General features: G+C 73.0%; 18 protein-coding genes. 14 read left to right on the top strand and 4 right to left on the bottom strand.

Annotation, left to right across the window (positions count from 1 at the left end):
- Nucleotides 1-177: 177 nt before the first annotated feature.
- Genes ACH4KB_RS19615 through ACH4KB_RS19625 form a run of 3 tightly spaced genes read right to left on the bottom strand, consistent with a single transcriptional unit; the run spans nucleotide 178 to nucleotide 3,134 of the window.
- Nucleotides 178-390 (bottom strand): hypothetical protein, encoded by a 213-nt coding sequence (locus ACH4KB_RS19615; protein ID WP_398067225.1) that lies wholly within the window; start codon nucleotides 388-390, stop codon nucleotides 178-180.
- A 5-nt stretch (nucleotides 391-395) separates the two neighbouring features.
- Entirely contained in the window at nucleotides 396-2,822 is a 2,427-nt protein-coding gene (gene malQ, locus ACH4KB_RS19620) for a 4-alpha-glucanotransferase (RefSeq protein WP_398067140.1), read from the bottom strand.
- Complete coding sequence (locus ACH4KB_RS19625; protein ID WP_398067141.1) at nucleotides 2,823-3,134, bottom strand: hypothetical protein; 312 nt, start codon at nucleotides 3,132-3,134, stop codon at nucleotides 2,823-2,825.
- Nucleotides 3,135-3,491: 357 nt separating this feature from the next.
- Here ACH4KB_RS19625 and ACH4KB_RS19630 point away from each other — a divergent pair, with 357 nt between their 5' ends.
- Nucleotides 3,492-6,482 (top strand): beta-N-acetylglucosaminidase domain-containing protein, encoded by a 2,991-nt coding sequence (locus tag ACH4KB_RS19630; RefSeq protein WP_398067142.1) that lies wholly within the window; start codon nucleotides 3,492-3,494, stop codon nucleotides 6,480-6,482.
- A gap of 221 nt (nucleotides 6,483-6,703) precedes the next feature.
- On the opposite strand, the gene ACH4KB_RS19635 is transcribed toward ACH4KB_RS19630, so the two are convergent.
- Nucleotides 6,704-7,240, bottom strand: a complete 537-nt coding sequence (locus ACH4KB_RS19635; RefSeq protein WP_003969129.1) for an HNH endonuclease — start codon at nucleotides 7,238-7,240, stop codon at nucleotides 6,704-6,706.
- Nucleotides 7,241-7,554: 314 nt separating this feature from the next.
- Between ACH4KB_RS19635 and ACH4KB_RS19640 the strand changes: the two genes are divergently transcribed.
- The 13 genes from ACH4KB_RS19640 to ACH4KB_RS19700 all read left to right on the top strand — a co-directional run bounded on the left by ACH4KB_RS19640 (nucleotide 7,555) and on the right by ACH4KB_RS19700 (nucleotide 25,787).
- Nucleotides 7,555-8,622 carry a mechanosensitive ion channel family protein gene (locus ACH4KB_RS19640; protein WP_398067143.1) on the top strand — a complete coding sequence of 356 codons (1,068 nt, stop codon included), beginning with the start codon at nucleotides 7,555-7,557 and terminating at the stop codon, nucleotides 8,620-8,622.
- A 237-nt stretch (nucleotides 8,623-8,859) separates the two neighbouring features.
- Entirely contained in the window at nucleotides 8,860-10,083 is a 1,224-nt protein-coding gene (locus tag ACH4KB_RS19645) for an ROK family protein (protein WP_398067144.1), read from the top strand.
- A 59-nt stretch (nucleotides 10,084-10,142) separates the two neighbouring features.
- The gene (locus tag ACH4KB_RS19650) at nucleotides 10,143-11,474 is read left to right on the top strand and encodes an ABC transporter substrate-binding protein (protein WP_398067145.1); all 1,332 of its coding nucleotides are present in this window, start codon (nucleotides 10,143-10,145) and stop codon (nucleotides 11,472-11,474) included.
- Between the two features lie 6 nt (nucleotides 11,475-11,480).
- On the top strand, nucleotides 11,481-12,422 hold the full coding sequence (locus ACH4KB_RS19655) for a carbohydrate ABC transporter permease (protein ID WP_398067146.1): 942 nt from the start codon (nucleotides 11,481-11,483) through the stop codon (nucleotides 12,420-12,422).
- Between the two features lie 3 nt (nucleotides 12,423-12,425).
- Nucleotides 12,426-13,337: a carbohydrate ABC transporter permease gene (locus tag ACH4KB_RS19660; RefSeq protein ID WP_398067147.1), complete on the top strand. Its 912-nt coding sequence runs from the start codon at nucleotides 12,426-12,428 to the stop codon at nucleotides 13,335-13,337.
- Nucleotides 13,338-13,339: 2 nt separating this feature from the next.
- Nucleotides 13,340-14,605 (top strand): 6-phospho-beta-glucosidase, encoded by a 1,266-nt coding sequence (locus tag ACH4KB_RS19665; RefSeq protein WP_398067148.1) that lies wholly within the window; start codon nucleotides 13,340-13,342, stop codon nucleotides 14,603-14,605.
- The gene (locus ACH4KB_RS19670) at nucleotides 14,596-15,579 is read left to right on the top strand and encodes an N-acetylglucosamine kinase (RefSeq protein ID WP_398067149.1); all 984 of its coding nucleotides are present in this window, start codon (nucleotides 14,596-14,598) and stop codon (nucleotides 15,577-15,579) included. The genes ACH4KB_RS19665 and ACH4KB_RS19670 overlap by 10 nt, the downstream gene beginning before the upstream one ends.
- Nucleotides 15,580-16,003: 424 nt before the next feature.
- Entirely contained in the window at nucleotides 16,004-17,392 is a 1,389-nt protein-coding gene (locus tag ACH4KB_RS19675; protein WP_398067150.1) for a hypothetical protein, read from the top strand.
- Between the two features lie 11 nt (nucleotides 17,393-17,403).
- Complete coding sequence (locus ACH4KB_RS19680; protein ID WP_398067151.1) at nucleotides 17,404-18,444, top strand: glutamate ABC transporter substrate-binding protein; 1,041 nt, start codon at nucleotides 17,404-17,406, stop codon at nucleotides 18,442-18,444.
- Nucleotides 18,445-18,562: 118 nt separating this feature from the next.
- Entirely contained in the window at nucleotides 18,563-19,939 is a 1,377-nt protein-coding gene (locus ACH4KB_RS19685; RefSeq protein ID WP_398067152.1) for a hypothetical protein, read from the top strand.
- Complete coding sequence (locus ACH4KB_RS19690; RefSeq protein WP_398067153.1) at nucleotides 19,936-22,776, top strand: tetratricopeptide repeat protein; 2,841 nt, start codon at nucleotides 19,936-19,938, stop codon at nucleotides 22,774-22,776. Before ACH4KB_RS19685 ends, ACH4KB_RS19690 begins: the two co-directional genes overlap by 4 nt.
- A 2-nt stretch (nucleotides 22,777-22,778) precedes the next feature.
- On the top strand, nucleotides 22,779-24,311 hold the full coding sequence (locus tag ACH4KB_RS19695) for a PP2C family protein-serine/threonine phosphatase (RefSeq protein WP_398067154.1): 1,533 nt from the start codon (nucleotides 22,779-22,781) through the stop codon (nucleotides 24,309-24,311).
- A gap of 114 nt (nucleotides 24,312-24,425) precedes the next feature.
- Nucleotides 24,426-25,787, top strand: a complete 1,362-nt coding sequence (locus ACH4KB_RS19700; protein ID WP_398067155.1) for a VWA domain-containing protein — start codon at nucleotides 24,426-24,428, stop codon at nucleotides 25,785-25,787.
- Nucleotides 25,788-25,855 lie beyond the last annotated feature (68 nt).

Raw genomic sequence — 25,855 nt, forward strand, 5'->3', positions numbered from 1 at the left:
GTCGGCGTCCGGGCCGTGCGCACGTCGGCGTCCGGGCCGTGCACACGTCGGCGTCCGGGCCGTGCACACGTCGGCGTTCGGGCCGTGTACATGGCGGCGTCCGGGTCGGACGCACGAATGCGCCGCGCGGTGGTGCCCACCGGCGGCGCATCCTTCGTGCAGGGCGTACGTGTGCGGTCAGACCCGCTTCTTGGACTTGTCCAGGACCATGACCAGGCCCGTGATCACCACGAACAGGGCGATGGGCGCGACGACGTAGAGACCGATGGTCTCGACCGCGCTCAGGCGCGGAGCCGGGTCGTCACCGTCGTCGGGCGTGAGCGCGAGCGCCGGGCTCGACATGAGCAGCATCATCAGCGTCGTCCCGGCCGCAACGACGCCGGCGCGCATAGCGTTCATCTTTTCCACGGTGCCAACGTAGCGAACGGCTGGGGACGGCGCTCGCCCGGGGGTGCCGTACGAGGCTTTCGGGGCCGCAGGACGTCCATCAGCGCGTGCAGCCGGGGCGAGGCGGTGATCTCCTCCAGGGTGACCGGATGCCCCTCGGCGTCGGCGATCGGAAGGCGCCAGTTGGGGTACTGGTCCCAGGTGCCGGGGAGATTCTGCGGGCGGCGGTCGCCGACGGTGTCGGGGAGCCAGACGCCGGTCATCGTGGCGGGGGTGCTCAGCAGGAAGCGGTGGACGGCCCGGACGGCGGCCTCCTCGTCGCCGTCGCCCTCGGGGAGCATCCGCAGCCGGGCGAGGAGGGCCAGCCACTCGGCGGTGTCGGTGGCGTCCTCGGTCAGCTCCTCCTCCAGGGAGCGGGTGAGCAGACCGAGGCGGTGGCGCAGCGTCACATGGTCGCCGGTCAGCCGGGCGGCGGTGGAGGGCAGGTCGTGGGTGGTGGCGGTGGCCAGGCAGTCCCGGCGCCATTTCTCCGGGGCGAGCGGCCGTCCGTCGCCGTCCCAGTCGCGTTCGAACCAGAGCACCGAGGTGCCGAGCACGCCGCGCCGGGCGAGCGCCTCGCGGACCCCGGGCTCGACGGTGCCGAGGTCCTCGCCGACGACGACGGCCCCGGCCCGGTGGGCCTCCAGGACGAGGACGGCGAGCATCGCCTCGGCGTCCTGGGCGACGTAGGTGCCGTCGGTGGGTGAGCTGCCCTCGGGCACCCACCAGAGCCGGAACAGGCCCATGACGTGGTCGATGCGCAGGGCTCCGGCGTGGGCCAGCAGTCCGCGCAGCAGGCCCCGGTAGGCGGCGTAGCCGGTGGCGGCGAGGACGTCGGGGCGCCAGGGCGGCAGGCCCCAGTCCTGGCCGCGCGCGTTGAAGGCGTCGGGGGGCGCGCCGACGGACATGCCGTGGGCGAATGCCTCCTGCTGGGCCCAGGTGTCGGCGCCGGCCGGGTGCACGCCGACGGCGAGGTCGTGGACGATCCCGACGCCCATCCCGGCGTCCTCGGCGGCCCGCTGGGCGTCGGCGAGCTGGGTGGCGGTCAGCCAGGCGAGGCGGCAGTGGAAGTCGACCCGGTCCAGCAGCTCGGTCCGGGCGCGGGCGGTCGCCGGGGAGCGGGGGTCGCGCAGGGCCTCGGGCCAGGCGTGCCAGTCGGGGCCGTGCACCTCGGCGAGCGCACACCACAGGGCGTGGTCCTCCAGCGCCTGGCCCTGCTCGGCCAGGAAGTCGCAGTAGGCGGCGCGGCGGCCGGGGGTGAGCGGCACCGCGACGACCAGCTCCAGGGCCTGGCGCTTCAGCTCCCGGACGGCGTCCCGGTCGATCAGCGCGCCCTTGTTCAGCACGGCCTCGCTCAGCGCGGCGGCGTCCTGCCGGAGGTCGTCCAGGGCCGCCCGGTCGCGGACGAGGCCGTATTCGGGGATCGACTCGACGCGCAGGTGCACCGGGTCGGGGAAGCGGCGCGAGGAGGGGCGGTACGGGGACGGGTCGGTGGGGTGCCCGGGGACGGCCGCGTGCAACGGGTTGACCTGGACGAACCCCGAGCCGAGGGTCCGCCCGGACCAGGCGGCGAGGTCGGCCAGGTCGCCGAGGTCGCCCATGCCCCAGGAGCGGGCCGAGAGCAGGGAGTAGAGCTGGACCAGGAAGCCGTGGGTGCGCTCGGGCGGCTGCGGGACGCGGGCCGGGGCGACGACGAGGGTGGCCGTGGCGCGGCGGTGGTCCGGTGTCACGACGTGGACGCGGTGGACGCCGGGAGGCGGCGGGATCCACCAGGCGGGTACGGCGGCCGGAGCGCCGGGCTCCCCGTCGGCGCGCTGCGGGTACGGCGCGGACGCGAAGGCGGTAGCGGTGGCGGCGCCCGCGGGAGGCGACACGGGCGCGGCGGGGACCGCGCCCCCCGGCGGCTGCACGGGCGGGGCGGTGGCACCGGGGGCGACGGGTGGGACGGCGGCTCCTGCCGCGACGGGTGGGGCGGCGGCTCCGGCGACATCCCCCAGAGGCATCAGAGGCACGGCAGCGCCCCCCGGCGGCTGCACGGGCGGGGCGGTGGACGTCGCCCGGGTCCGCATGCTCAGCGGGGCGGGCGGGGGGCCCGAGGGGGGTCCCGGGGTCTCGGCCGGCTCCGGCTCGACCGTGACGGTCGAGCCGGGGGGCAGCCCGGCGAGGGCGGACGGCAGGGGCTCGCCGGCCCAGACCACGACGGTCGGCGGCAGCAGGCGCGAGCGGGACTCCGCGGCGACGAGACACTTCCGTACGTCCGCCGGAGTGCCGGCGTCGACGCCCAGCGCGGCGAGCACGGCGATGACCGTGTCGTCGGGGACGGACACCGTGACATCCGGCGACGGGGAGTAGGAGGTGGCGACACCGTGCAGTGCGGCGAGCCGGGACAAGCCCATTCAGACTCCTGGGAACTCCATGCCCCCTGCGGTGCCGGGTGCGGTCGGCTCGCTGGTCAGAGGGGCGACGGCGGCGAGCGGCGGCTCGCTCGTGAGAGGGGTGGCATCGGCGAGCGGCGGCTCGCTGGTCAGCGGCGCGGAATCGGCGAAGGAGGATTCGCCGAGCAGGAGGGAGACATCGGCGAGCGGCGGCCCGCTGATCAGGTGGGCGACCTCGGCAAGGGGGAGTTCGCTGGTCAGCGGGGCGGATTCGGGCTGTGTGGGTACCTGTTTGGAGAGGGCGGAGAGCAGAAGCTGCGCGGCAGCGGGCATGTTGGCCTCCTGGCCATGGAGAACAGGACACAGCAGGCCTACCCAGGCCTCGCCATGGCAGACGTGGACGTGATGCAGGCGTTATGAACAACGAGCCCAACGTGCTCTGGGTCACACTCCGTTCCCCCGAACGGCAGGTATGGGCCGTTTTCAGCCACTCTCGGCCGCCACACCAGCCCCAGAGGGCTCGAAGGTGTCGCTATTCCCGGCAAATACGGCAGAACGGCCATGCGCATTGACACCCTCGCGCCCGGGTGGTGGGCTCGGACCCCGCCGGGGCCCATCGCCCGCGGTCCGAGGGGTCGGCACGGCGGCGGCCCATCGCCGGCAGTTGGTCGTTACGAAGGGGAGCGCGACGTGCGGATCGGGCGCAGAAGGCAGGCAACGGCCGTGGCCGCCGCCGTGATCGGCGGACTCCTCGGATCCGTCTCCGTCGCTCCGGCCGCGACGGCCGCCCCCGCCGATCCCGGCAGGCCCGCGGTGGGCTCCGCCGACCGGGCCGACAGCGCGCGGACCCCGTCCGTCTGGCCCCGGCCGCAGAGCTTGAGGACCACCGGGCCCGCCGTGCCGCTGGGCTCCGAGGCCACGCTCGTCGCCGCGCCGGACGCCGATCCGTACGCCGTCGAACAGGCGCGCACCCTGCTGCGCGGGGCGGGCGTCCGGACCCTGCACGAGAGCCTGCCGGGCGGCGGGCCGGTGGTCCGCGTCGGCGGCGTCGGAGCCGCCGAGGCACTGCGGGCGCTGCGCGCTCCCGACCGGGCCGATCTGCCGTCGGGCGGCTACCGGATCGCGGTCGGCCAGGTCTCCGGACGCGCCACCGTCGCGCTGGACGGGCTCGGCGCGGACGGCCTCTTCCACGCCGTCCAGACCCTGCGCCAGCTGATCGCCGACGGCACGGTGGCCGGCGTGACGGTACGAGACTGGCCGGGAACCGCCGTACGCGGCATGGCCGAGGGGTTCTACGGAGAGCCGTGGACGCGCGAGGAGCGGCTCGCCCAGATCTCCTTCATGGGCCGCACCAAGCAGAACCGCTATCTCTACGCGGCGGGCGACGACCCCTACCGGCTGGCACGCTGGCGCGAGCCGTACCCGGCCGAGAAGCGGGCCGAGTTCCGGGCGCTCGCCGAGCGGGCGCGCGCCGAGCACGTCACGCTCGGCTGGGCGGTCTCCCCCGGTCAGGCGATGTGCATGGCATCGGACCAGGACGTCCGGGCGCTGACGAAGAAGATCGACGCCATGTGGGCGCTGGGCATCCGGGTCTTCCAGCTCCAGTTCCAGGACGTCAGTTACAGCGAGTGGCACTGCGACCTGGACGCGGAGACCTATGGCAGCGGTCCGAAGGCGGCGGCCCGCGCCCAGGCCCGGGTCGCCGGCGCCCTCGCCCGGCATCTGGAGGAACGCCACCCGGACGCGGCCCCCCTGTCGGTGCTGCCGACGGAGTTCTACCAGGACGGGGCCACCGACTACCGCACCGCGCTGGCGGCCGAGCTGGACGACCGGGTACAGGTGGCCTGGACCGGTGTCGGGGTGGTGCCGAAGAAGATCACCGGCGGTGAACTGGCCGGGGCCCGCGCCGCGTTCCGCCACCCGCTGGTGACGATGGACAACTACCCGGTCAACGACTACGCCCAGGACCGCATCTTCCTCGGCCCGTACACCGGCCGGGACCCGGCGGTGGCGAGCGGGTCGGCGGCGCTGCTGGCCAACGCGATGGAGCAGGCGTCCGCCTCGCGGATCCCGCTGTTCACCGCAGCCGACTTCGCCTGGAACCCGAAGGGGTACCGCCCGGACGAGTCGTGGCGGGCGGCCGTCGAGGATCTGGCGGGCGGGGACGCGGGCGCCCGGGAGGCGCTGCTGGCGCTGGCCGGGAACAGCGCGGGCTCGGTGCTCGGCGCGGAGGAGTCCGCCTACCTCCAGCCCCTGTTCGACGCGTTCTGGAACTCCCGCGCGGACGCCCCCCGCCGCGACCGGGCGGCGGCCGAGCTGCGCGCGGCCTTCTCCGTGATGCGCGGGGCCCCCGAGCGGCTCAGGACCCCCGCCGACGGCCGGCTGACCGAGGAGGTGCGCCCCTGGACGGAGCAGCTGGCCCGCTACGGCCGGGCCGGTGAGCTCGCGGTGGACCTGCTTCAGGCGCAGGCCGCCGGGGACGGCGCCGCCGCCTGGCGCGTCCAACTGGCCCTGGAGCCGCTGCGCGAGGAGATCGAGGCGAGCCGGGCCACGGTCGGCGAGGGTGTGCTGGACCCCTTCCTGGACAGGGCGGCGAAGGTGTCGGCCGGATGGAACGGCGTCGACCGCGCCTCGGGCCGGGTCACGAAGGACGCGCACAGCTATACGGTCCGGCTGGCCGCGCCCCGCCCGGTGGAGGCCGTCACGGCGCTCGCCGAGCCCGGATCCGCCCTCGCCGGCGCGGTCGTGGAGGCCCACGTGCCCGGTGAGGGGTGGCGGGGGCTCGGGAAGCTCTCGCCGAGCGGCTGGACCCAGACCGCCGCGAAGGGGCTGCGCGCCGACGCCGTACGGGTCACGGTGCCGGAGGCCGCCCGGACCGTCCCGCCCTCGTACCTGAGCCCCACCCTGCCCCCTTCCCCCGCCGTCGTGGCGGGCTCCCCGCAGGTGCGCGCCCTGGTGCCGTGGTTCGGCGACGAGCCCGCCGCCACGCTCGACCTGAAGCGCGGCGAGACGGACGCGGAGATCGGCGGCGAGCCCCAGCGTGTCGAGGCCCGGCTGGCCGGGCGGCGTCCGGTCGAGGTGAAGGGCAAGCTCACCGCGAAGGCCCCCGAGGGCATCGAGGTGCGGGTCCCGAAGCAGACGACCGTGCCGCGCGGATCGCGTACGGACGTGCCCGTCGACATCACCGTCCCGGCGGACACCCCGGCGGGCGAGTACGAGGTTCCGCTGGCCTTCGGCGGCCAGGAGTCCACGCTGACCGTGCGGGCCTTCCCGCGTACGGGCGGTCCGGATCTGGCGCGCACGGCGAAGGCCTCGTCGTCCGGCGACGAGACCCCGGACTTTCCCGCGGCGGCGGCCTCCGACGGCGATCCGGAGACCCGGTGGTCCTCGCCGGTGGAGGACGGGGCGTGGTGGGGGGCCGAGCTGCCGGAGCCGGTGCGCCTGGGCCAGGTGGTGCTGAACTGGCAGGACGCGTACGCCTCCCGCTACCGGATACAGGTCTCCGCCGACGGCCGCGTCTGGCGCACCGCCGCGACGGTGACGGAGGGCCGGGGCGGGCGCGAGTCGGTCCGGATGGACGCGAAGGACACCCGGTTCGTCCGGGTGCAGGGGGACGCCCGGGCGACGGAGTACGGCTACTCGCTCTGGTCGGTGGAGGCGTACGCGGTCACCGACGACTGAGCCGGGACGGGGCGGGAGGACGACGAAGGCCCGGTCTCGGCAGTCCCTAGGTCCTGTCGTCAAACTCCCGCCGTCGCCCGAAGGGCGGCCCTGCGGGGTCAGGTGCGTGCTCTCGGTGTGCCGGGCGCAGGTCCGCGTACTGGACGTACTCGGGCGTGTGCCCGGTGCGGCGAGAGTGCGTGCATGGCGCCGCAGGGCAGGCGGGAGCTTGACGACAGGGCCTAGGCGGACACGCCGTCGATCCGGGCCATCACGTCGTCCGCGCCGAACGGTTGCAGATACGGCAGCCAGCGCGGGTCGCGGTGTCCGGTCCCGATGATCCGCCAGGCCAGGCCGGTCGGCGGGGCGGGCTGATGGCGCAGCCGCCAGCCGAGCTCGGGCAGATGGCGGTCGGCCTTGACGTGGTTGCAGCGGCGGCAGGCTGCCACCACGTTGTCCCAGGCGTGCTGTCCGCCGCGGCTGCGCGGGATGACGTGGTCGACGCTGGTCGCGGCGGCCCCGCAGTACATGCAGCGCCCGCCGTCCCGGGCGAACAGCGCCCGCCGCGTCAGGGGGACGGGTCCCCGGTAGGGGACCCGGACGAAGCGCTTGAGCCGGACCACACTGGGTGCGGGCACGGCACGGGTGGCACTGTGCAGAAAGGAGCCGGACTCTTCAAGGCAGATGGCCTTGTTCTCCAGGACGAGGACGAGCGCGCGGCGGAGCGGTACGACGCCGAGCGGCTCGTACGACGCGTTGAGAACCAGGACGTGCGGCACGGTGGATGCCTCCTTGTACGCCGGCGGCGCGTGGCTCGCGCCGGGACGATCCGATCTCAGTCTCTCCTCATGCCTGGTCAAAGCGCCACCACGTACGGGTAACGGGCCGGGAGGATTTTTCTCACTCCGGGCTCCACGCGCCGGCCGGCGGTGCCGAACAGGTGTTTCACCAGGGTGGGCGTCCGCACTGTGCGATCGGCCACAGCGGAGGTGTTCCCGGTGAGACCCGTCTCTCCTCCCGCGACGGCAACGATCCACTCCCCCGGCTTCGTTAGTGTTGTCGACCAGCCGTCGTCCCCCTGGAGGTCCCCGCCGTGTCGCTGTCCGTCCTCCTGGCCGCAGCCCCGTCTCCCGAGCCGGGTGGCTCGCTGGGCGAAGCCGCCGAACAGGCCGGTAACGCCGCGGGCTGGGTCGAGGAGAACTGGTCCACCTGGCTGAGCACCGGGTTGCGCATCCTGCTGATCGTGGCGGTCGCGATCACGCTGCGTTATCTGATCCGGCGCGCCCTGACCAATCTGATCGAGCGGATGAACCGCAGCGCCCAGGCGGTGGAGGGCACGGCGCTGGGCGGGCTGCTGGTGAACGCCGAGCGGAGACGCCAGCGCTCGGAGGCGATCGGCTCGGTGCTGCGGTCGGTGGCCTCGTTCGTGATCATGGGCACGGCCGCCCTGATGGTCCTGGGCGCCTTCAAGATCAACCTGGCGCCGCTCCTGGCCTCCGCCGGTGTCGCGGGCGTGGCACTGGGCTTCGGCGCCCGCAACCTGGTCACGGACTTCCTCTCCGGCGTCTTCATGATCCTTGAGGACCAGTACGGGGTCGGGGACACCGTCGACGCGGGCGTGGCCTCCGGCGAGGTCATCGAGGTGGGGCTGCGCGTCACCAAGCTGCGCGGCGAGAACGGCGCGATCTGGTACGTCCGCAACGGCGAGGTGAAGCGGATAGGCAACCTCAGCCAGGGCTGGTCCACCGCCGGGATCGATGTCACGGTGCGCCCGACGGAGAACCTGGAGCACGTCCGCGAGGCGATCGCCACCGCCGCCGCCACGATGACGAAGGAAGAGCCCTGGTCGGAGCAGCTGTGGGGCCCGGTCGAGGTGCTCGGCCTGGACGAGGTGCTGCTGGACTCGATGACGGTCCGGGTGACCGCGAAGACGATGCCGGGCAAGGCGCCCGGAGTGGAGCGCGAGCTGCGCTGGCGCGTCAAGCAGGCGCTGGACGACGCGGGCATCCGGATGGTCGGCACGGTGCCGCTCCCGACGGAGGGCGCCTCCACGGCGGACCCGACGGCCGCGATGGCGGCCCCCTCGGCGTACGCCTCGGCGACCTCCCCGCAGTCGCTGGCGGCGACGCCCATACCGCCGGCGACGAACCTGGCCAAGTAGCCGTCGAACCCGGACAGGCAACCTCTGTCGCAACGCCTCCGGCCGCCCCCTGGACCCCAGGGTGGCGGCCGGGGGCGTCGCCATGCCGGGTAACACTTTGATTGCCGGACGGGGGGCACCCATTGACGCCCCGGTGACCTGCGGCCTACCGTCCTCTCAACCAAATAGGAAACTTTCCTAACAGAGTCTCTCGGGATCCGCTCCGGAGGGCCTAGAACAGAGGGCGGTGCATCCACGATGGCGGGACCCACTCCCGGCGCACCCGGCACCCCGGGCACACCACGGGTGCTGCGGGCCATGAACGACCGGGCCGCCCTCGATCTGCTGCTGGAGCACGGGCCGCTCTCCCGGACCCGGATCGGGAAGCTGACCGGCCTCTCCAAGCCCACCGCGTCCCAGCTGCTGGCCCGGCTGGAGGCGGCCGGTCTCGTCGTCGCCACCGGGACCAGCGAGGGGCGCCCCGGGCCCAACGCGCAGCTCTACACGGTGAACGCGCGGGCCGCCCATGTGGCCGGGCTCGACGTGAACAGCCGGCGCATCGTCGCCGCCGTCGCGGACGTGACCGGCCGGACCGTCGGGGAGTTCGAGCTGGCGACGCCTGGCCGGCGCGCCGACAGCGTGGTGCGCCAGGTCGCCGACGCGCTGGACGGGGCGGTGAAGGACGCCGGGCTCACCCGCGCCGACGTCCACCGGGTCGTCATCGGCACGCCGGGCGCCTTCGACCCGGGCACCGGACGGCTGCGGTACGCGTCGCACCTGCCCGGCTGGCACTCCCCCACCCTGCTGGACGAGCTGGCCGCGTTCCTGCCGATGCCGGTGGAGTACGAGAACGACGTCAACCTGGTCGCCGTCGCCGAGCAGCGCCTGGGCGCGGCCCGCGGCCACGAGGACTTCGTCCTGCTGTGGAACGAGGAGGGCCTCGGCGCCGCCCTCGTCATCAACGGCCGGCTGCACCGCGGCTTCACCGGCGGCGCGGGCGAGGTCGGCTTCCTGCCGGTGCCGGGCACCCCGCTCGTGCGCCAGGTCGTCAAGGCCAACAGCGGCGGCTTCCAGGAGCTGGCGGGCGCCCAGGCGGTGCCCCGGCTCGCGAAGGCGCTGGGCGTCGACACCCCGCAGCAGCCGTACGCGAAGGTCGCCGCCGACCTGCTGGCGCGGGCGGCCGACGCCTACGAGCGGGACGAGGCGCTCACCGAGCTGCTGCGCCAGTACGCCCAGCGGCTCGCCACCGGGCTCGCCTCCGTCACCGCCGTCCTGGACCCCGGGCTGATCGTGCTCTCCGGCGGGGCGGTCGCGGCGGGCGGCGAGATCCTGCGCTCCCTGATCCAGTCCGAGCTGGCCGAGCTCGCCGCCTCCCGGCCGCGGCTCGTGGTCGGCGAGATCGACCGCACCCCCGTACTGCGCGGCGCCCTGGAGAGGGCGCTCGCCGACACCCGCGACGAAGTGTTCGACACCTCGCGCTGAACCACGCTTCTCCCCCGTCCCCCGTCGTCTGCCTCTTCCCCGTCCCTGGGAGTTTTGTCATGCGCACAAGCCGTCTCACCACCACCGCCGTCGCCGTCGCCGCGATATCGGTGCTCGCCACCGCGTGTACCGGCCAGTCCGAGGCCGGCGCCTCCGACGACCCGAACGCGAAGACCACGATCAACTTCTGGCACGGCTGGAGCGCTCCCGCCGAGGTGAAGGCGGTCGAGGACAACATCGACCGGTTCGAGAAGGCCCACCCGAACATCACGGTGAAGGTCTCCGGCAACATCAACGACGACAAGCTCAACCAGGCGCTGCGCGCGGGCGGTTCGGACGGGCCCGACGTGGTCTCCTCCTTCACCACCGCCAACGTCGGCAAGTTCTGCTCGTCCGGCGCGTTCGCGGACCTGAAGCCGTTCATCGAGAAGTCGAAGCTCGACCTGGAGAAGACCTTCCCGAAGGTACTCCTGGACTACACCCAGTTCGAGGGCAAGCGCTGCGCCCTGCCGCTGCTCACGGACGCCTACGGCCTCTACTACAACAAGGACGCCTTCGAGAAGGCCGGGATCAAGGCCCCGCCGAAGACGATGTCGGAGCTGGCGAGCGTCGCGAAGAAGCTGACCGTCGAGAAGGGCGACAGCTACGAGCAGCTCGGCTTCATGCCGACCTTCCACGGTTACGAGACCGTCGCCAGCCACTACATGTCCTCGTGGGACCACACGTACTTCGACGAGAACGGCAAGTCCAACATCGCCAAGGACCCGGCGTTCGCGGAGATGTTCACGTACCAGAAGAAGCTCGTCGAGGACCTCGGCGGATACGAGAAGCTGGAGAAGTACCGCGGCACCTTCGGTGACGAGTGGGGCGCCAAGCACCCGTTCCACACCGGGCAGGTCGCCATGCAGCTGGACGGCGAGTGGCGGCTCGGGATGGCCGAGAGCGCCAAGGCCGGCTTCGAGATCGGCGTCGCGCCGATGCCCGTCGCCGACGACGAGGCCGACAGCTACGGCAAGGGTTTCCTCTCCGGCACCATCGTGGGCATCGCCCCGGCCAGCAAGAAGCAGAACGCCGCCTGGGAGCTGGTGAAGTACATGACCAGTGACACCGAGGCGGTCGTCGCCTTCGCCAACGGCATCCGCAACGTGCCGTCCACCCTCGATGCCCTGAAGTCGCCCGACCTGAAGTTCGACCCGCGGTTCAAGACCTTCCTGGACATCGCCCAGCACCCCAAGTCCAGCACGTCGGACGGGGCCGTCAACGGGTCGACGTACCAGCTGACGCTCCAGGACTTCGGCTACCAGTACGAGAAGGGCGCGGTGAAGGACCTGAAGGCCGGTCTGGAGAAGACCGCGCAGCAGATCGACACCGACATCGCCAAGGCCAAGTAGCCCCCGATGACGACGCACACACTCCGCTCCAAGCGCCGCAGGTCGGCGCTGCGCACGGCGGCCTTCATGTCGCCGTGGCTGATCGGGTTCTCGGTCTTCTTCGCGTATCCGATGATCTCGACCGTCTACTTCTCCTTCACCCAGTACGACGGCTTCGGGGCTCCGGTCTTCAACGGGCTGACCAACTGGACCTACGTCTTCAGCGACTACCCGATGTTCTGGCCGTCGCTGCGCAACACCCTGTGGCTGGTCCTCGTCATGGTGACCTGCCGGGTCGTCTTCGGTCTCGGCATCGGCATGCTGATCACGAGGATCAAGACGGGGACCGGCGTCTTCCGGACCCTGTTCTACCTGCCCTACCTGGCCCCGCCGGTCGCCGCGACGCTCGCCTTCGTCTTTCTGCTCAACCCCGGTACCGGGCCCGTCAACGCGATCCTCGGGGACCTGGGGCTGCCGACGCCGGGCTGGTTCAACGACGCCACCTGGTCCAAGCCGGCGCTCACCATGCTCGCGGTCTGGGGCATCGGGGACCTGATGGTCATCTTCATGGCGTCGCTGCTGGACGTGCCGACCGAGCAGTACGAGGCGGCCGAGCTGGACGGCGCGTCCGCCTGGCAGAAGTTCCGCTTCGTGACCCTGCCGAACATCTCGCCGATCGTGCTGTTCGCCGTGGTGACGGGCGTCATCCAGGCGATGCAGTACTACACGCAGCCACTCGTGGCCGGGAAGGTCGCCTCGGGGGTCATCGGCGGCTCCGGGCAGTCCTTCGAACCCGGCTATCCCGACAAGTCGACACTGACGCTCCCGCAGCTGGTCTACAACCTGGGCTTCCAGCGCTTCGACTACGGTGCCGCCTGTGTCGTCGCCCTCGTCCTGTTCGCCCTGGCCATGGCCTTCACCGCGCTGCTGATGCGGGGCCGCAACAACCTGATCCAGGCCGGTGACTGAGCCATGACCCAACTCCTCGACGCCGTCGACAAGACCGCCACCGCCTCGCCGGAGAACGCGCCGCTGACCCCCGCCGCGCGCACCGCCCGCCGCAAGGCACTGCTGCACTGGATCGCCGTGCACTCGCTCGGGATCGCCGCCGCGCTCTTCTTCGTGCTGCCGTTCGTCTTCGTGGTGCTGACCTCGCTGATGAGCGACCAGCAGGCGCTGACGCGCGACCTCACCCCGAACACCTGGGAGTGGGGCAACTACGAGCGGGTCTTCAACACCCCCGGCTTTCTGACCTGGTGGCGCAACACCCTGCTGTACGCGGGCGTCGGCACCGTCCTCACCGTCGTCTCGTCCGTCCCGGTGGCGTACGCGCTGGCGAAGTTCCGCTTCCGGGGCCGCAAGCTGTCGCTGATGCTCGTCATCTCGATGATGATGCTGCCGCCGCAGGTCATCATCATCCCGATGTACCTGTTCTGGGCGAAGCAGCTGGACCTGTCCGGCACGTTGTGGCCGCTGATCATCCCGATGGCCTTCGGCGACGCGTTCTCCATCTTCCTGCTGCGGCAGTTCCTGCTGACCATCCCGAACGAGTACCTGGACGCCGCCAAGGTCGACGGCTGCGGTGAGTTCCGCACGCTGATGAAGGTCGTCCTGCCGATGGCCAAGCCCGGCATCGCGGCCATCGCCCTCTTCCAGTTCTTCGCCGCCTGGAACGACTACTTCGGACCGCAGATCTACGCCTCCGAGAACCCGGCCGCCTGGACGCTCAGTTACGGCCTCGAATCCTTCAAGGGCGCGCACCACACCGACTGGAACCTGACCATGGCCGCGACCGTTCTGGTCATGGCCCCCGTGATCGCCGTCTTCTTCTTTGCCCAGAAGGCATTCGTCGAGGGCGTCACACTGACCGGAGTAAAGGGCTGACTATGAAGCTCGCAGTAGTGGGTGGCGGGTCCACCTACACCCCCGAACTGATCGACGGATTCGCCCGGCTGCGGGACACGCTGCCGATCGAGGAGCTGGTGCTCGTCGATCCGGCGGCCGACCGCCTGGACCTGGTGGGAGGTCTCGCCCGGCGGATCTTCGCCAAGCAGGACCACGCCGGGAGGATCACGACCACCACCGACATCGACGCGGGCGTCGCCGACGCCGACGCGGTCCTGCTCCAGCTGCGCGTCGGCGGGCAGGCCGCGCGCAACCAGGACGAGACCTGGCCGCTGGAGTGCGGCTGCGTCGGCCAGGAGACCACCGGCGCCGGCGGCCTCGCCAAGGCCCTGCGCACCGTGCCGGTCGTCCTGGACATCGCCGAGCGGGTCCGCCGCGCCAACCCGGACGCCTGGATCATCGACTTCACCAACCCGGTCGGCATCGTCACCCGCGCCCTGCTCCAGGCCGGGCACAAGGCCGTCGGCCTGTGCAACGTGGCGATCGGCTTCCAGCGGAAGTTCGCCCGGCTGCTGGACGTGAACCCCTCGGAGGTGCACCTCGACCACGTCGGGCTCAACCACCTGACCTGGGAGCTGGGGGTGCGCCTCGGCGGCCCGGACGGCGAGAACGTCTTGCCGAAGCTGCTCGCCGAGCACGGTGACGCCATCGCCGACGACCTGCACATGCCCCGGCAGATCGTCGACCGGCTCGGCGTCGTGCCCTCCTACTACCTGCGCTACTTCTACTCCCACGACGAGGTGGTCAGGGAGCTCGGCACCAAGCCGTCCCGGGCCGCCGAGGTCGCGGCGATGGAGAAGGAACTCCTCGCGATGTACGGCGACCCGACGCTGGACGAGAAGCCCGAGCTGCTCGCCAAGCGCGGCGGCGCGTTCTACTCCGAGGCGGCCGTGGACCTGGCGGCCTCCCTGCTGGGCAACAGCGGCTCCCCGGTGCAGGTGGTCAACACGTACAACAACGGGACCCTGCCGTTCCTCCCGGACGACGCCGTCATCGAGGTACAGGCCAGGGTCGGGCACGACGGCGCGACGCCGCTGGCCGTGCCGGCGCTGGACCCGCTGTACGCCGGTCTCATCGCCAACGTGACGGCGTACGAGGACCTCGCCCTGGAAGCCGCGCTGCGCGGCGGCCGGGACCGGGTCTTCAAGGCGCTCCTCGCCCACCCGCTGATCGGCCAGTACGCGTACGCCGAGGGGCTCACCGACCGGCTGATCGCGCACAACCGGGAGCACCTTTCGTGGGCGTGAACGTGTCGGTCGTCGCCATCGACGCGGGCAACAGCAAGACCGACGTGGCACTGATCGGCGAGGACGGCAGCGTGCTGTCCACGGCGCGCGGCGGCGGCTTCCAGCCGCCCGTGGTCGGGGTGGAGGCCGCGATCGACGTGCTGGCCGCCGCGCTGGACCGGGCGGTCGCGGAGCTGCCGGACGCCGGTGGCGCGTTCGGCGCGTCCGCCCATGTCTCCGCCTGCCTGGCCAACGCCGATCTGCCGGTCGAGGAGGCGGAGTTGGCCGACGCCCTTCGGGCCCGCGGCTGGGGCTCCTCGGTGGAGGTGCGCAACGACACCTTCGCGATTCTGCGCGCCGGGGTGGACGAGCCCCGGGGCGTCGCGGTGGTGTGCGGGGCCGGGATCAACTGCGTGGGCATGACCCCGGACGGGCGGACCGCCCGCTTCCCCGCGATCGGGCGGATATCCGGTGACTGGGGTGGCGGTTCGGGGCTCGCGGAGGAGGCGCTGTGGTTCGCCGCGCGCGCCGAGGACGGGCGCGGCGAACCGTCCGAGCTGGCCCGTGCGCTCCCCGCCCACTTCGGGCTCGACTCGATGTACGCGCTCATCGAGGCGCTGCACCGGGGCGGGATCCCGTCGGCGCGGCGGCACGAGCTGACACCGGTGCTGTTCGCGACCGCCGCGGGCGGGGACCCGGTGGCCCTCGCGCTGGTGGAGCGGCTGGCCGAGGAGGTGGTGACGATGGCCTCGGTGGCGCTGGGACGGCTCGGTCTGCTGGCGGAGGAGGCGCCGGTGCTGCTGGGCGGCAGTGTGCTGGCCGCACGCCATCCGCAGTTGGACGACCGGATCACCGCGCTCCTCGCGGCACGCGCGCCGAAGGCCGAGGTGCGCGTCGTGTCCGAGCCGCCGGTGCTGGGCGCGGCGCTGCTGGGCCTGGACCGTGCGGGCGCGGCGCCGGAGGTCCACCGGAGGCTGCGCGCGCAGTACGTCTGAGGACCGCCGGAGCACGTCGTACGTCACGGGGGCGTCCCCTCACGCGGTTCGCGTGGGGGGACGTTACTCGTACGGGTGAACGCCAGGCACTCGCGGGGCGCGAGGGAACCGATCGGGCTCCTGGAACGTGTACCTGATGGGGAGTCCGTTCGCTTATGGGGATGTATCAGGGCACGTTGTACCGCTTGCCTTGATCGGCCGCGTCCGCCCTGATCGAATGCGGGGACTGGTGTGGGGACTGATGTGAGGACTGGTGCGGGAACCGATATCGGGACGGGGCTGATGTCGGGACCGATGTGGGGGCCGCCAGGGGAAGCAGCCGTTCCTGGTGTGGATGTCCGTCCCCGCGGCCATACTTCTGGCCGGGCGCGCGTCCCTGGGCCGGGGACGGGGACCCGCCGTCAGTGACCGAGGGGGAGGTCGAGTGACACACCCGCCGAGCGGCGGCACGCAGACGCTGCGCACGCCGGAACCGGTGTCCGCGCACGCCGGCATGGACGCACCGCGCAGCACCACGTGGGCCGCGCAGACCGAGCGCCTGCGCGCCGTGGCGACGACCGAGCCCGGCCGGCTCCAGATCATCGGGGCCGTCCTGGCCCTGCTGGTCGTGGCGTTCGGCGCGGTGACCACCCTGGAGATCTCGTCGCGGGCGTCGTCGGCCGACGACGTGGTCAGCCGCAGTCAGCCGCTCAGCGCCGACGCGGCGGACATCTACCGCTTCCTGGCGGACGCGGACACGACGGCGGCCAGTGGGTTCCTCGCGGGTGCGCAGGAGCCCGAGGCCGTGCACGAGCAGTATCGGAAGGACATCGAGGAGGCGGCCCGGCTGCTGGTGAAGGCGTCGGGGAGCACCGACTCCGACAGCGCGTCCAGCCGTGAGATAGCCACCCTCAACAAGCTGCTCCCGGTCTACACGGGCCTGATCGAGCGCGCCCGCGCCAACAACCGCCAGGGTCTGCCGCTGGGCGGCGCCTATCTCCGGTACGCGAACCAGAAGATGACCGGCGAGATGCTGCCGGCCGCCGAGCGGCTGTACGCGGCGGAGACGGGCCGGCTGGAGACGGACTCCGCCGACGCCCGGCAGTGGCCGCTCCTGTCGCTCGGCGCCGGGATCCTGGTGCTCGGCGCGCTGGGGTGGATGCAGCGGCGCACCTACCGCCGGACGAACCGGGTGCTGAACCACGGACTGCTGGCGGCGACGGCCGCCGCCTCGGTGGTGGTGCTCTGGCTGGCCGTGGGGCACGCGGTGGCCCGTACGGAGCTGCGGTCGGCGATGGCGCACGGCCAGGCGTCCCTGGATGTGCTCAACGACGCGCGGATCAACTCCCTGAAGGCGCGCGCCAACGAGAACCTCACTCTGGTGGCGCGCGGTGCGGAGCTGACCCCCGACGGCTCCGCCGACCAGTACGAGGCGGACTACAGCACGGAAATGAAGGCATTGAAGGCCCGGTTGGAGAAGGCCGACCGGTTCGCGGACGACGACAGCGGGAACGCGCCGGTCCTCGACGCGACCAAGGGCGTGGCCGAGTGGCAGACCCGTCACCGCGAGGCCCGCGCCACGGACGACCGCGGCGACTACGACGGCGCCCTGGAGCAGATCATCGGGACCGAGGGCTCCACCGGGCAGTCCTTCCAGCGGGTGGACGCCGCGCTGGAGAAGGCGCTCGCCCATGAGCAGGGCGAGTTCACCGCGGCGGCGAAGGACGGGCGGGGCGCTTTGCGGGGCCTGCCGACCGGCGCCGCGGCGCTGGCGGTCCTGGGAGCCGCCGCCGTGATCGTCGGGGTCAACCGCAGGCTCTCGGAGTACCGGTGAGAGGGGCAGCGATGAGCAGGTCGAAGGAGCGTTCCGCACGCGGCGGCCTGCGCGGCTGGGGCGGCGTGGCGGGCATGGCGGCGGCGTGCGCGGTCACCGCGGCGGTCACCCTGCTGCCGCTGGCCCACCACAGCGGCGGAGCGGCCGGAGCGAACACCCCGGGCGGCGGAGCGGTGACGGCCGACCAGGCACGCGCGGCCGAGGAGTGCACCGAGCCGGAGGCGAGCCTGCCCGCGTCGAGCGCCGACGGACCCAGCATCGAGGAGATCAAGAAGCGCGGCAAGCTGATCGCGGGCGTCGACCAGAACAGCTTCCGCTGGGGCTACCGCAATCCGGAGGCCCGGGAGCTGGAGGGGTTCGACATCGATCTGGTGCGGGCCATCGCCAAGGACGTCCTGGGCGACCCGGACGCGGTGATCTTCCGCGCGATCCCCACCAACCAGCGCATCGCCGCCCTGGAGAACGACCGGGTCGACGTCGTCGTGCGGACGATGACGATCAACTGCAAGCGGCTGGAGCAGGTTTCCTTCTCCACCGCCTACTTCCAGGCCGGACAGCAGGTGCTCGCCCCGAAGGGGTCGACGATCACCGGGTACGACGCGTCGCTGAAGGGCAAGCGGGTCTGCTCGGCCGAGGGCTCCACGGCGTACGAGGCGCTGGAGAAGAAGTCGTTCGGCGCGCTCTACAAGGACGACTTCGACGGCACCGAGCGCGACCGGGACCTGCTGACCGTGCCCAACCAGCTGGACTGCCTGGTGCGGCTCCAGCTCGGCGAGGTCGACGCGATCGTCACGGACAACGCCCTGGCGGCCGGTCAGGCGGCGCAGGACCCGGCGGTGGAGCTCAAGGGGAAGGCCCCGTTCACCACGGAGTACTACGGCGTCGCGACGAAGAAGGGCGCCGACGACCTGGTGGCCCGGGTGAACAAGGTCCTCGTCGACTACCGGGCGGGCGGTGACAACAGCCCCTGGATGACGTCGTACCGCAAGTGGCTGGCGGCCGGACTGCCCGGCATAGCGGGTCCGCCCGCCCCCAAGTACCGGGGCGACTGACCCGGAGCGCACCCACGCGCACTGACCGGGGCGAGCCGGCCGAGACAGGGCCGGCAGACCGAGACAGACCGATCCCGCCGGGCCCACCGGCCCGGCGGGGAGAGCGGAGAGGTGATCGATGGGCGTCGCGGGATCCTTCCCCGGCTTCGCGGGGAGGCCCCCCGGCCCGGTCATGGACCGGGAGGAGGCGGACCGTGCGCTGGCCCGGCTCGGTGCGGAGCACGAGGCCATCGAGACCTCGCTCCTCGCGCTCCAGGACCATGCCGGCCGCCGGCTCCTGGAGGGCGCCGAGCTGACCGGCGTCACCCGGGAGCGCTGGGCCGTGACCGAGCAGTCGATCACCCTGCTGTGGGGCTACTTCGACGCGTACGCCGGAGCCCTGTCCGAGGCCCGGGAGATCCGTGCGCGGCGGCGCCACCCGAACCGGGAGGACCTCACCGCGCTGACCGAACTCCTGCGCGGCGAGGCCGTCACCGTCGCCAACCCGGGGGCAGTGCCGCCGCCTTCGGCCGCGGGCCCTGCCAGGCTCTCCGAGCGGTTCTCCCTCCAGGAGCTGGTCGCCCGGATGAACGAGCTGTACGCCAGGTCCCTGGACATGGTCGTCTCCTCCGACTCCGTGTGGTCGGCGCTGCCCGCCCGGATCGATCTGCTCGCCGCCGAGCTGCACCGGACGCGTTCGCTGGCGCACTCCGTGGGGGTGCGGCCCGGTGAGCATCCGGCCGGGGACGACCTGGCGGAGATCACCGAGGAGCTGGCCACCCTGCGGGTGCAGGTGATCTCCGACCCGCTGGCCTTCTGGCTGCCGGGGCCCGGCAGCGCCGCGCCGGGCGGCGGGCGGCCCGACACCTCGCGCTATGACCGGGCGGCCCGCGCCCTGGAGGACGTACGGCGGGAGATCGAGGCGGTGCTCGCGGTCCGGCAGGACGCCGAGGCGCGGCTGGTGCGGCTGCGGGACGTGCTCTCGCGGGCCGACCGCACCCTGACGGAGGCACGGGCTGCGCGCGGCGAGGTACTGGCCAAGATCGCCGCTTCCGAGGTGCCCGCGGTCAGCGGCCCGCCGACCGCCCTCCAGGAGCGGCTGGCGGCGGCGTCGGACCACCGCAGGTACGCCCAGTGGCACCGGCTGTCGCCGCTGCTGGAGTCGCTGGAGCAGGAGGCCGAGGACGAACTGCTGCGCGCCCGGGAGTCGCTGACCTCCGTGACGGCCCCGCTGGCGGTCCGCGCGGAGCTGCGCGGCCGGCTCGACGCGTACAAGGCGAAGGTGGCCCGGCACGGCCTGGCGGAGGATCCGGTGCTGATCGAGCGGTACGACGCGGCGCGGCGCATGCTGTGGAGCGCTCCGTGCGATCTGCGGGTCGCCGAGCAGGCCGTCCTGCGCTACCAGCACGCGGTCGCGGAGACGCTGACGCCGCACCGGCCCGACGGACCGCAGGACCGGCGGTCCACGGGCGTCGGCACCGGCAATGGCACCGGGGAAGAGGGGGAGACAGGATGAGTACGCAGTGCCAGCGCCCCGCGTGCGAGGGGAGCTACGAGGACATGGGCGGCGGTGAGCTGTACTGCGACACCTGCGGTCTGGCTCCGGTCGTCTCACCGACGGGCATGGTCTCCTCACCGCCGACCGGGATCGCCGGGGGCGGCCGGGCGAGCAGCCGGGGCAGCTCGTCGGGGCGGTCCAGCTCCCGCGCCTCCGGCCGTGCCTCGTCCCGTTCGTCGACCTCGCGCCGCTCGGTCTCCGGCCGGCTGTCGCGCTCGCTGTCCGGGGCGTCCACCTCCCGTTCGGTCTCGGTGCGTTCCTCCGGCTCGACGTCGGCCGCCTCGGTCCGGGGGCGGCTCGGTGTCGGTCTGGTGGACGTCCCGGACGTGCCCCGGCCCGATCCGCGCACGGCGGTGATGGAGAACCCGGAGGTGCCCGAGCGCAAGCGGTTCTGCTCCCGTTCGGACTGCGGTGCGCCGGTGGGCCGTTCGCGCGGTGAGCGGCCGGGCCGCACCGAGGGGTTCTGCACCAAGTGCGGCCACCCGTACTCCTTCGTGCCGAAGCTGACCGGCGGCGACATCGTGCACGGCCAGTACGAGGTCGTGGGCTGTCTGGCGCACGGCGGGCTCGGCTGGGTCTACCTGGCGGTGGACCGGGCCGTCTCGGACCGCTGGGTGGTCCTCAAGGGCCTGTTGGACACCGGAGACCAGGACGCGATGGCCGCCGCGATCTCCGAGCGCCGCTTCCTCGCCGAGATCGAGCACTCCAACATCGTCCGGATCTACAACTTCGTCGAGCACCTGGACCAGCGGACCGGCTCGCTCGACGGCTACATCGTGATGGAGTACGTCGGCGGCAAGGCGCTCAAGGAGATCGCCAACGAGCGCCGCACCCCGGCCGGGAAGCGCGACCCGCTGCCGGTCGAGCAGGCCTGCGCGTACGGGATCGAGGCGCTGGAGGCGCTCGGCCATCTGCACAGCCGCAACCTCCTCTACTGCGACTTCAAGGTCGACAACGCGATCCAGACCGAGGACCAGCTCAAGCTGATCGACATGGGCGCGGTGCGCCGGATGGACGACGAGGAGTCGGCCATCTACGGCACGGTCGGCTACCAGGCCCCCGAGGTCGCTGAAGTGGGCCCGTCGGTCGCCTCCGACCTCTACACGGTGGCCCGGACGCTGGCGGTCCTCACCTTCGACTTCCAGGGGTACACGAACGTCTTCGTGGACTCGCTGCCGGACCCGGACAACATCGAGGTGTTCCGCGCCTACGAGTCGTTCTACCGGCTGCTGGTGCGCGCCACGGACCCGGACCCGGCCCGCCGGTTCGCCTCCGCCGCGGAGATGGCCGAGCAGCTGACGGGGGTGCTGCGGGAGGTCGTGGCCCTCCAGACGAGCCGGCCGCGCCCCGCTCTGTCGACACTGTTCGGCACGGAACTACGCGTGACAGACACCGAGTTGTTCGCCCGGCAGACGGACGACGTCTCGCGGCTGGGCGGCCGGGAAACCGGCTCCGGGCGTGGCGGGCTCCGGGGCCGCCGCAAGGGCCGCCCGCCGTCCGGCGTTCCGGCGCAGGGCGGCACCTGGCAGCCCCACGGCGGCGCGGCTCCGGTCGCGCCGGGGGCCGTGACGTCCGCGGTGGCCGGGGCGCTGCCGGTGGGCGCCCAGCCGCCCGGCCCCGCGGGGGGCCACCCGTCGGGTCCGGCGGGGGCCTCCGCGCTGGCGGCGCCGCCGACCCATGTCCGGGGCTCCGCGCAGGGCGGCGCCCCGCTCGCGTACGCTCCCCCGGCGCAGGCTCCGGTCCCGGCGCCCCGGTCGGCCGAGCAGCCCCCGGTCGCGATGTCCGGGCCGTACGTCGCGACCGGACCGTACGGCCCCTTCGGGGCGACCTCCGGGGGCGTCCTGCTCGCCCTGTTCGACACGCGGGCCACGGCGCTGGCGCTGCCGGTTCCCCGGGTCGACGCGACGGACCCGAACGCCGGTTTCCTCGCCGGTCTCATGGCTTCCGCCCCGGCCGAGCTGATCACAGCCCTGCGCACGGTGCCGGCCCCCTCGATGGAGACCCGGCTGCGGGAGCTGCGGGCCCGGCTGGAGATGCGGGAGCTGGACTCGGCCGCCCGTGCGCTGACCACCCTGGAGGGTGAACACCCGGACGACTGGCGGGTCGTCTGGTATCGGGGCGTCACCTCGCTGGTCACCGGTGACCACGAGTCGGCGGCGCTCTCCTTCGACGCGGTCTACGACGCGTTCCCCGGGGAGATGGCGCCCAAGCTGGCGCTCGGGATCTGTGCGGAGGTGCTGGGCCAGCTGGACAACGCCGCCGAGTACTACCGCCTGGTGTGGGCGACCGACCCGGGGTTCGTCAGCGCCGCGTTCGGCCTGGCCCGGGTGCAGATCGCCGCCGGTGAGCGGGGAGGGGCGGTGAGCACCCTGGAGTCGGTGCCGGAGGCCTCGATCCACTACACGGCGGCCCGGGTCGCCGCCGTCCGGGCGCGGCTGCGCGAGCGCTCGCACCGGGAGCCGCTGCTGGCCGACCTGACGGCCGCCGGCGTCCAGGTGGCGGCGCTGGCCGCCTTCGGTCTGGACCCGGAGCGTCACGAGCAGTTGTCGACCGAGGTACTGGGCAAGGCGCTCGACTGGGTACTCTCCGGTAGTCCCGGTCTCCCGGGGCCGGGCGGACCGGCCGCCGGTTCGCCCGGGGCAGGCAAGCTGCTCGGCGCCGAACTGAACGAGCGGGGGCTGCGGTTCGGGCTGGAACGCTCGTACCGGATGCTCGCCCGGCTCGCGCGGCGGGGCGACGAGAGGATCGAACTGGTGGAACGGGCCAACCGTTTCCGCCCCCGGACGTGGGTGTGAAGATGTCACAGAGCCACCAGCAGCCCGCCCTGCCGAAGTGCCCGGGCTGCGAGGAACCGCCGGCTGCGGGCGATCTGTTCTGCGGGGTGTGCGGCTACGACCTCTCGGCCGTTCCCGCGCGCCCCGACGACCGGCCCACGATGGCCATCACCGTTCCTCCGGCCGCTCCGGCCGCTCCGGCCGCTCCGGCGGCTCCGGCCGCTCCGGCGGCTCCGGCCGCTCCGGCGGCTCCGGCCGCTCCGGCGGCTCCGGCGGCTCCGGCGGCTCCGGCGGCCGGTGCGGTGCGGTGGCCCGCCGCCGAGGAGACCGACAGTTCGGACGTGCCCGCGCCCGTGGTCCGTCCGGCGGACGTGCCCGGGACGGACTCGGGCGGCAGGCCCCTGACGGAGCCGGACACACCGGGCGTGGTGGACGGGCGGGGCGCGGCGTCGCCGTCCGAGCCGGTGCGGGCGGGCGGGCCGGCGGCCGCGGCCGTCCAGGTGCGCCACGACGACCGGGCGGACCCGGGCGGTGCGGAGGCCTCCGGTGACTTCGCGCTGGCCGCGCCCGATCCCCGGGCGGCGGAGCACGCCGCCGCGCCCGCCGCCGCTCCCGCCCCCGGGGCGAAGGTCTGTGTGGCCTGCCGCTCCGGCCGGGTGGACCCCGACGGCTACTGCGAGAACTGCGGGCACGCCCAGCCCCGTGCGCGCGACCACATGGAACAGGAGCTCGACGCGGTGGCCGCCGTCAGCGACCGGGGCCTGCGCCACCACCGCAACGAGGACTCCTTCGCGGTGTCCTCCACCGCGCTCCCGGACGGCTCGCCCGCCGTCGTCGCGATCGTCTGCGACGGGGTCTCCTCGGCGAGCCGTCCCGACGAGGCCTCGGCTGCCGCCGCGAGCGCCGCCAACGAGGCGCTGCTGCAGTCCCTGCCGCGCGGTACGCATCCGCAGACGGCGATGCACGAGGCGATCGTCGCCGCGTCCGAGGCGGTCAACGCCCTGGCGCAGGAACCGGCCGGGGCGAGGGAGCACGACACGCACCGCCACCAGAACGCCCCGGCCTGCACGCTGGTCGGCGCGATCATGGCGGGCGGTCTGCTGATCGTCGGCTGGGTCGGCGACAGCCGGGTCTACTGGGTGCCGGAGGACCGGACCCGGCCGACCGCCCGGCTCACCGAGGACGACTCCTGGGCCGCGCAGATGGTGGCGGCCGGCCTGATGAACGAGGCGGAGGCGTACGCGGACGAGCGCGCCCACGCCATCACGGGCTGGCTCGGCGCCGACGCGTACGAACTGGAGCCGCACACCGCCGCGTTCAAGCCGGACCGGCCCGGCCTGGTCGTCGTGTGCACGGACGGCCTGTGGAACTACGCGGAATCCGCCGAGGAGATGGCAGCCGCCGTCCCGGCCGACGCCCAGGAACAGCCGCTGCGCGCGGCCCGGACGCTCGTCGGTCACGCTCTCGACGGCGGGGGCCACGACAACGTAACAGTGGCGCTTCTGCCGTTCGCCGTACGGCCGCAGGGGGCAGGATCGGCCTGCGACACCGTTTGAGCCGGTTCCCTGCCCCTGCCCCGCCCCCGTGTCAGCCGACCGCGTCCCCTCTTCACCTGATCGCCTGATCGCCTGATCGCCTGATCGCCTGTGGAGCCTCAAGGAGCCGACCAGATGGCCAACTTCTCGAAGTCGAACGTGCCGCAGTTCTCCGTCGAGGTGTACCAGAACGCGTTCCTGCCCGAGGGCGGCCGTGAGGTCAACGCGATCGTCACCGTCACCTCGACCGGCGGCGGCACCACCGGCGGCATACCGCTGGCGGGTTCGGCGCCGGCGCCCGTGTACGGGACCGGGCGGGGCCCCGAGGCGGCCGTGGTGCTGATGGTCGACTGCTCGGGCTCGATGGACTACCCGCCGACGAAGATGCGCAACGCGCGCGACGCGACGGCGGCGGCCATCGACGCCCTGCGCGAGGGCACCCGGTTCGCGGTGGTCGCCGGGACGCATGTGGCCAAGGACGTCTATCCGGGCGACGGGCGGCTCGCGGTCGCCGACCAGCAGACGAAGGCCCGGGCCAAGGACGCCCTGCGGAAGCTGAGCGCGGGCGGGGGCACCGCGATCGGCACCTGGCTGCGGCTGGCCGACCGGCTGCTGGGCGCGGCCGAGGTGGACATCCGGCACGGCATCCTGCTGACCGACGGCCGCAACGAGCACGAGGCGCCCGAGGACCTGCGGGCGGCCCTGGACTCCTGCGCGGGCCGGTTCACCTGCGACGCCCGCGGAGTGGGCACCGACTGGGAGGTGAAAGAAGTCACCGGCATCGCCGCCGCTCTCCTCGGCACCGCCGACATCGTCGCCGACCCGGCGGGCTTGGCCGCGGACTTCACGCGGATGATGGAGAACGCCATGGGCAAGGAGGTCGCGGACGTGGCGCTGCGGCTCTGGACGCCGGTGGGGGCGGAGATCCGGTTCGTGAAGCAGGTCGCGCCCACGGTCGCGGATCTGACCGGGCGGCGGGCCGAGGCGGGCCCCCGGGCCGGGGACTACCCGACCGGTTCCTGGGGCGACGAGTCCCGCGACTACCACGTGTGCGTCCTGGTGCCGGAGGCCGGGATCGGCCAGGAGATGCTGGCCGCCCGGGTCTCGCTGATCCTGCCCGATCCCTCGGGCGCGGGCGCCCCGCAGACGCTGTCGCAGGGGCTCGTACGGGCCGTGTGGACGGACGACATGGTGGCCTCGACCTCGATCAATCCGCAGGTCGCGCACTACACGGGCCAGGCGGAACTGGCACAAGCCATCCAGCAGGGCCTGGACGCACGCAAGTCGGGCGACTTCGACGGCGCGACGGCGAAACTGGGCCGGGCGGTGCAGCTGGCGTCGGCGTCCGGGAACCAGGACACTGCGAAACTGCTTTCGAAGGTGGTCGACGTCGTCGATGCGGCGACAGGTACTGTGCGACTGAAGGCGAAGGTTGCGGAAGCGGACGAGATGACCCTCGAAACGCGCTCCACCAAGACCGTTCGCGTCAAGAAGTAGCACGGCACGGTCATCGGACGACCGCCGGGCCGTGAGCACAGAGCAACCATACGTACGCGTTGGGCGAG

Origin of the sequence: Streptomyces sp. NPDC017520 (assembly GCF_044329855.1) — a bacterium.
Classification (GTDB): Bacteria; Actinomycetota; Actinomycetes; order Streptomycetales; family Streptomycetaceae; genus Streptomyces.

Bases quoted from the DNA above. Each gene is read 5' to 3' on its own strand.
- ACH4KB_RS19615 (WP_398067225.1), bottom strand. From the start codon at position 390: ATGCGCGCCGGCGTCGTTGCGGCCGGGACGACGCTGATGATGCTGCTC.
- malQ (WP_398067140.1), bottom strand. From the start codon at position 2,822: ATGGGCTTGTCCCGGCTCGCCGCACTGCACGGTGTCGCCACCTCCTAC.
- ACH4KB_RS19625 (WP_398067141.1), bottom strand. From the start codon at position 3,134: ATGCCCGCTGCCGCGCAGCTTCTGCTCTCCGCCCTCTCCAAACAGGTA.
- ACH4KB_RS19645 (WP_398067144.1), top strand. From the start codon at position 8,860: ATGGCGGGACCCACTCCCGGCGCACCCGGCACCCCGGGCACACCACGG.
- ACH4KB_RS19650 (WP_398067145.1), top strand. From the start codon at position 10,143: ATGCGCACAAGCCGTCTCACCACCACCGCCGTCGCCGTCGCCGCGATA.
- ACH4KB_RS19655 (WP_398067146.1), top strand. From the start codon at position 11,481: ATGACGACGCACACACTCCGCTCCAAGCGCCGCAGGTCGGCGCTGCGC.
- ACH4KB_RS19660 (WP_398067147.1), top strand. From the start codon at position 12,426: ATGACCCAACTCCTCGACGCCGTCGACAAGACCGCCACCGCCTCGCCG.
- ACH4KB_RS19665 (WP_398067148.1), top strand. From the start codon at position 13,340: ATGAAGCTCGCAGTAGTGGGTGGCGGGTCCACCTACACCCCCGAACTG.
- ACH4KB_RS19680 (WP_398067151.1), top strand. From the start codon at position 17,404: ATGAGCAGGTCGAAGGAGCGTTCCGCACGCGGCGGCCTGCGCGGCTGG.
- ACH4KB_RS19685 (WP_398067152.1), top strand. From the start codon at position 18,563: ATGGGCGTCGCGGGATCCTTCCCCGGCTTCGCGGGGAGGCCCCCCGGC.
- ACH4KB_RS19690 (WP_398067153.1), top strand. From the start codon at position 19,936: ATGAGTACGCAGTGCCAGCGCCCCGCGTGCGAGGGGAGCTACGAGGAC.
- ACH4KB_RS19695 (WP_398067154.1), top strand. From the start codon at position 22,779: ATGTCACAGAGCCACCAGCAGCCCGCCCTGCCGAAGTGCCCGGGCTGC.
- ACH4KB_RS19700 (WP_398067155.1), top strand. From the start codon at position 24,426: ATGGCCAACTTCTCGAAGTCGAACGTGCCGCAGTTCTCCGTCGAGGTG.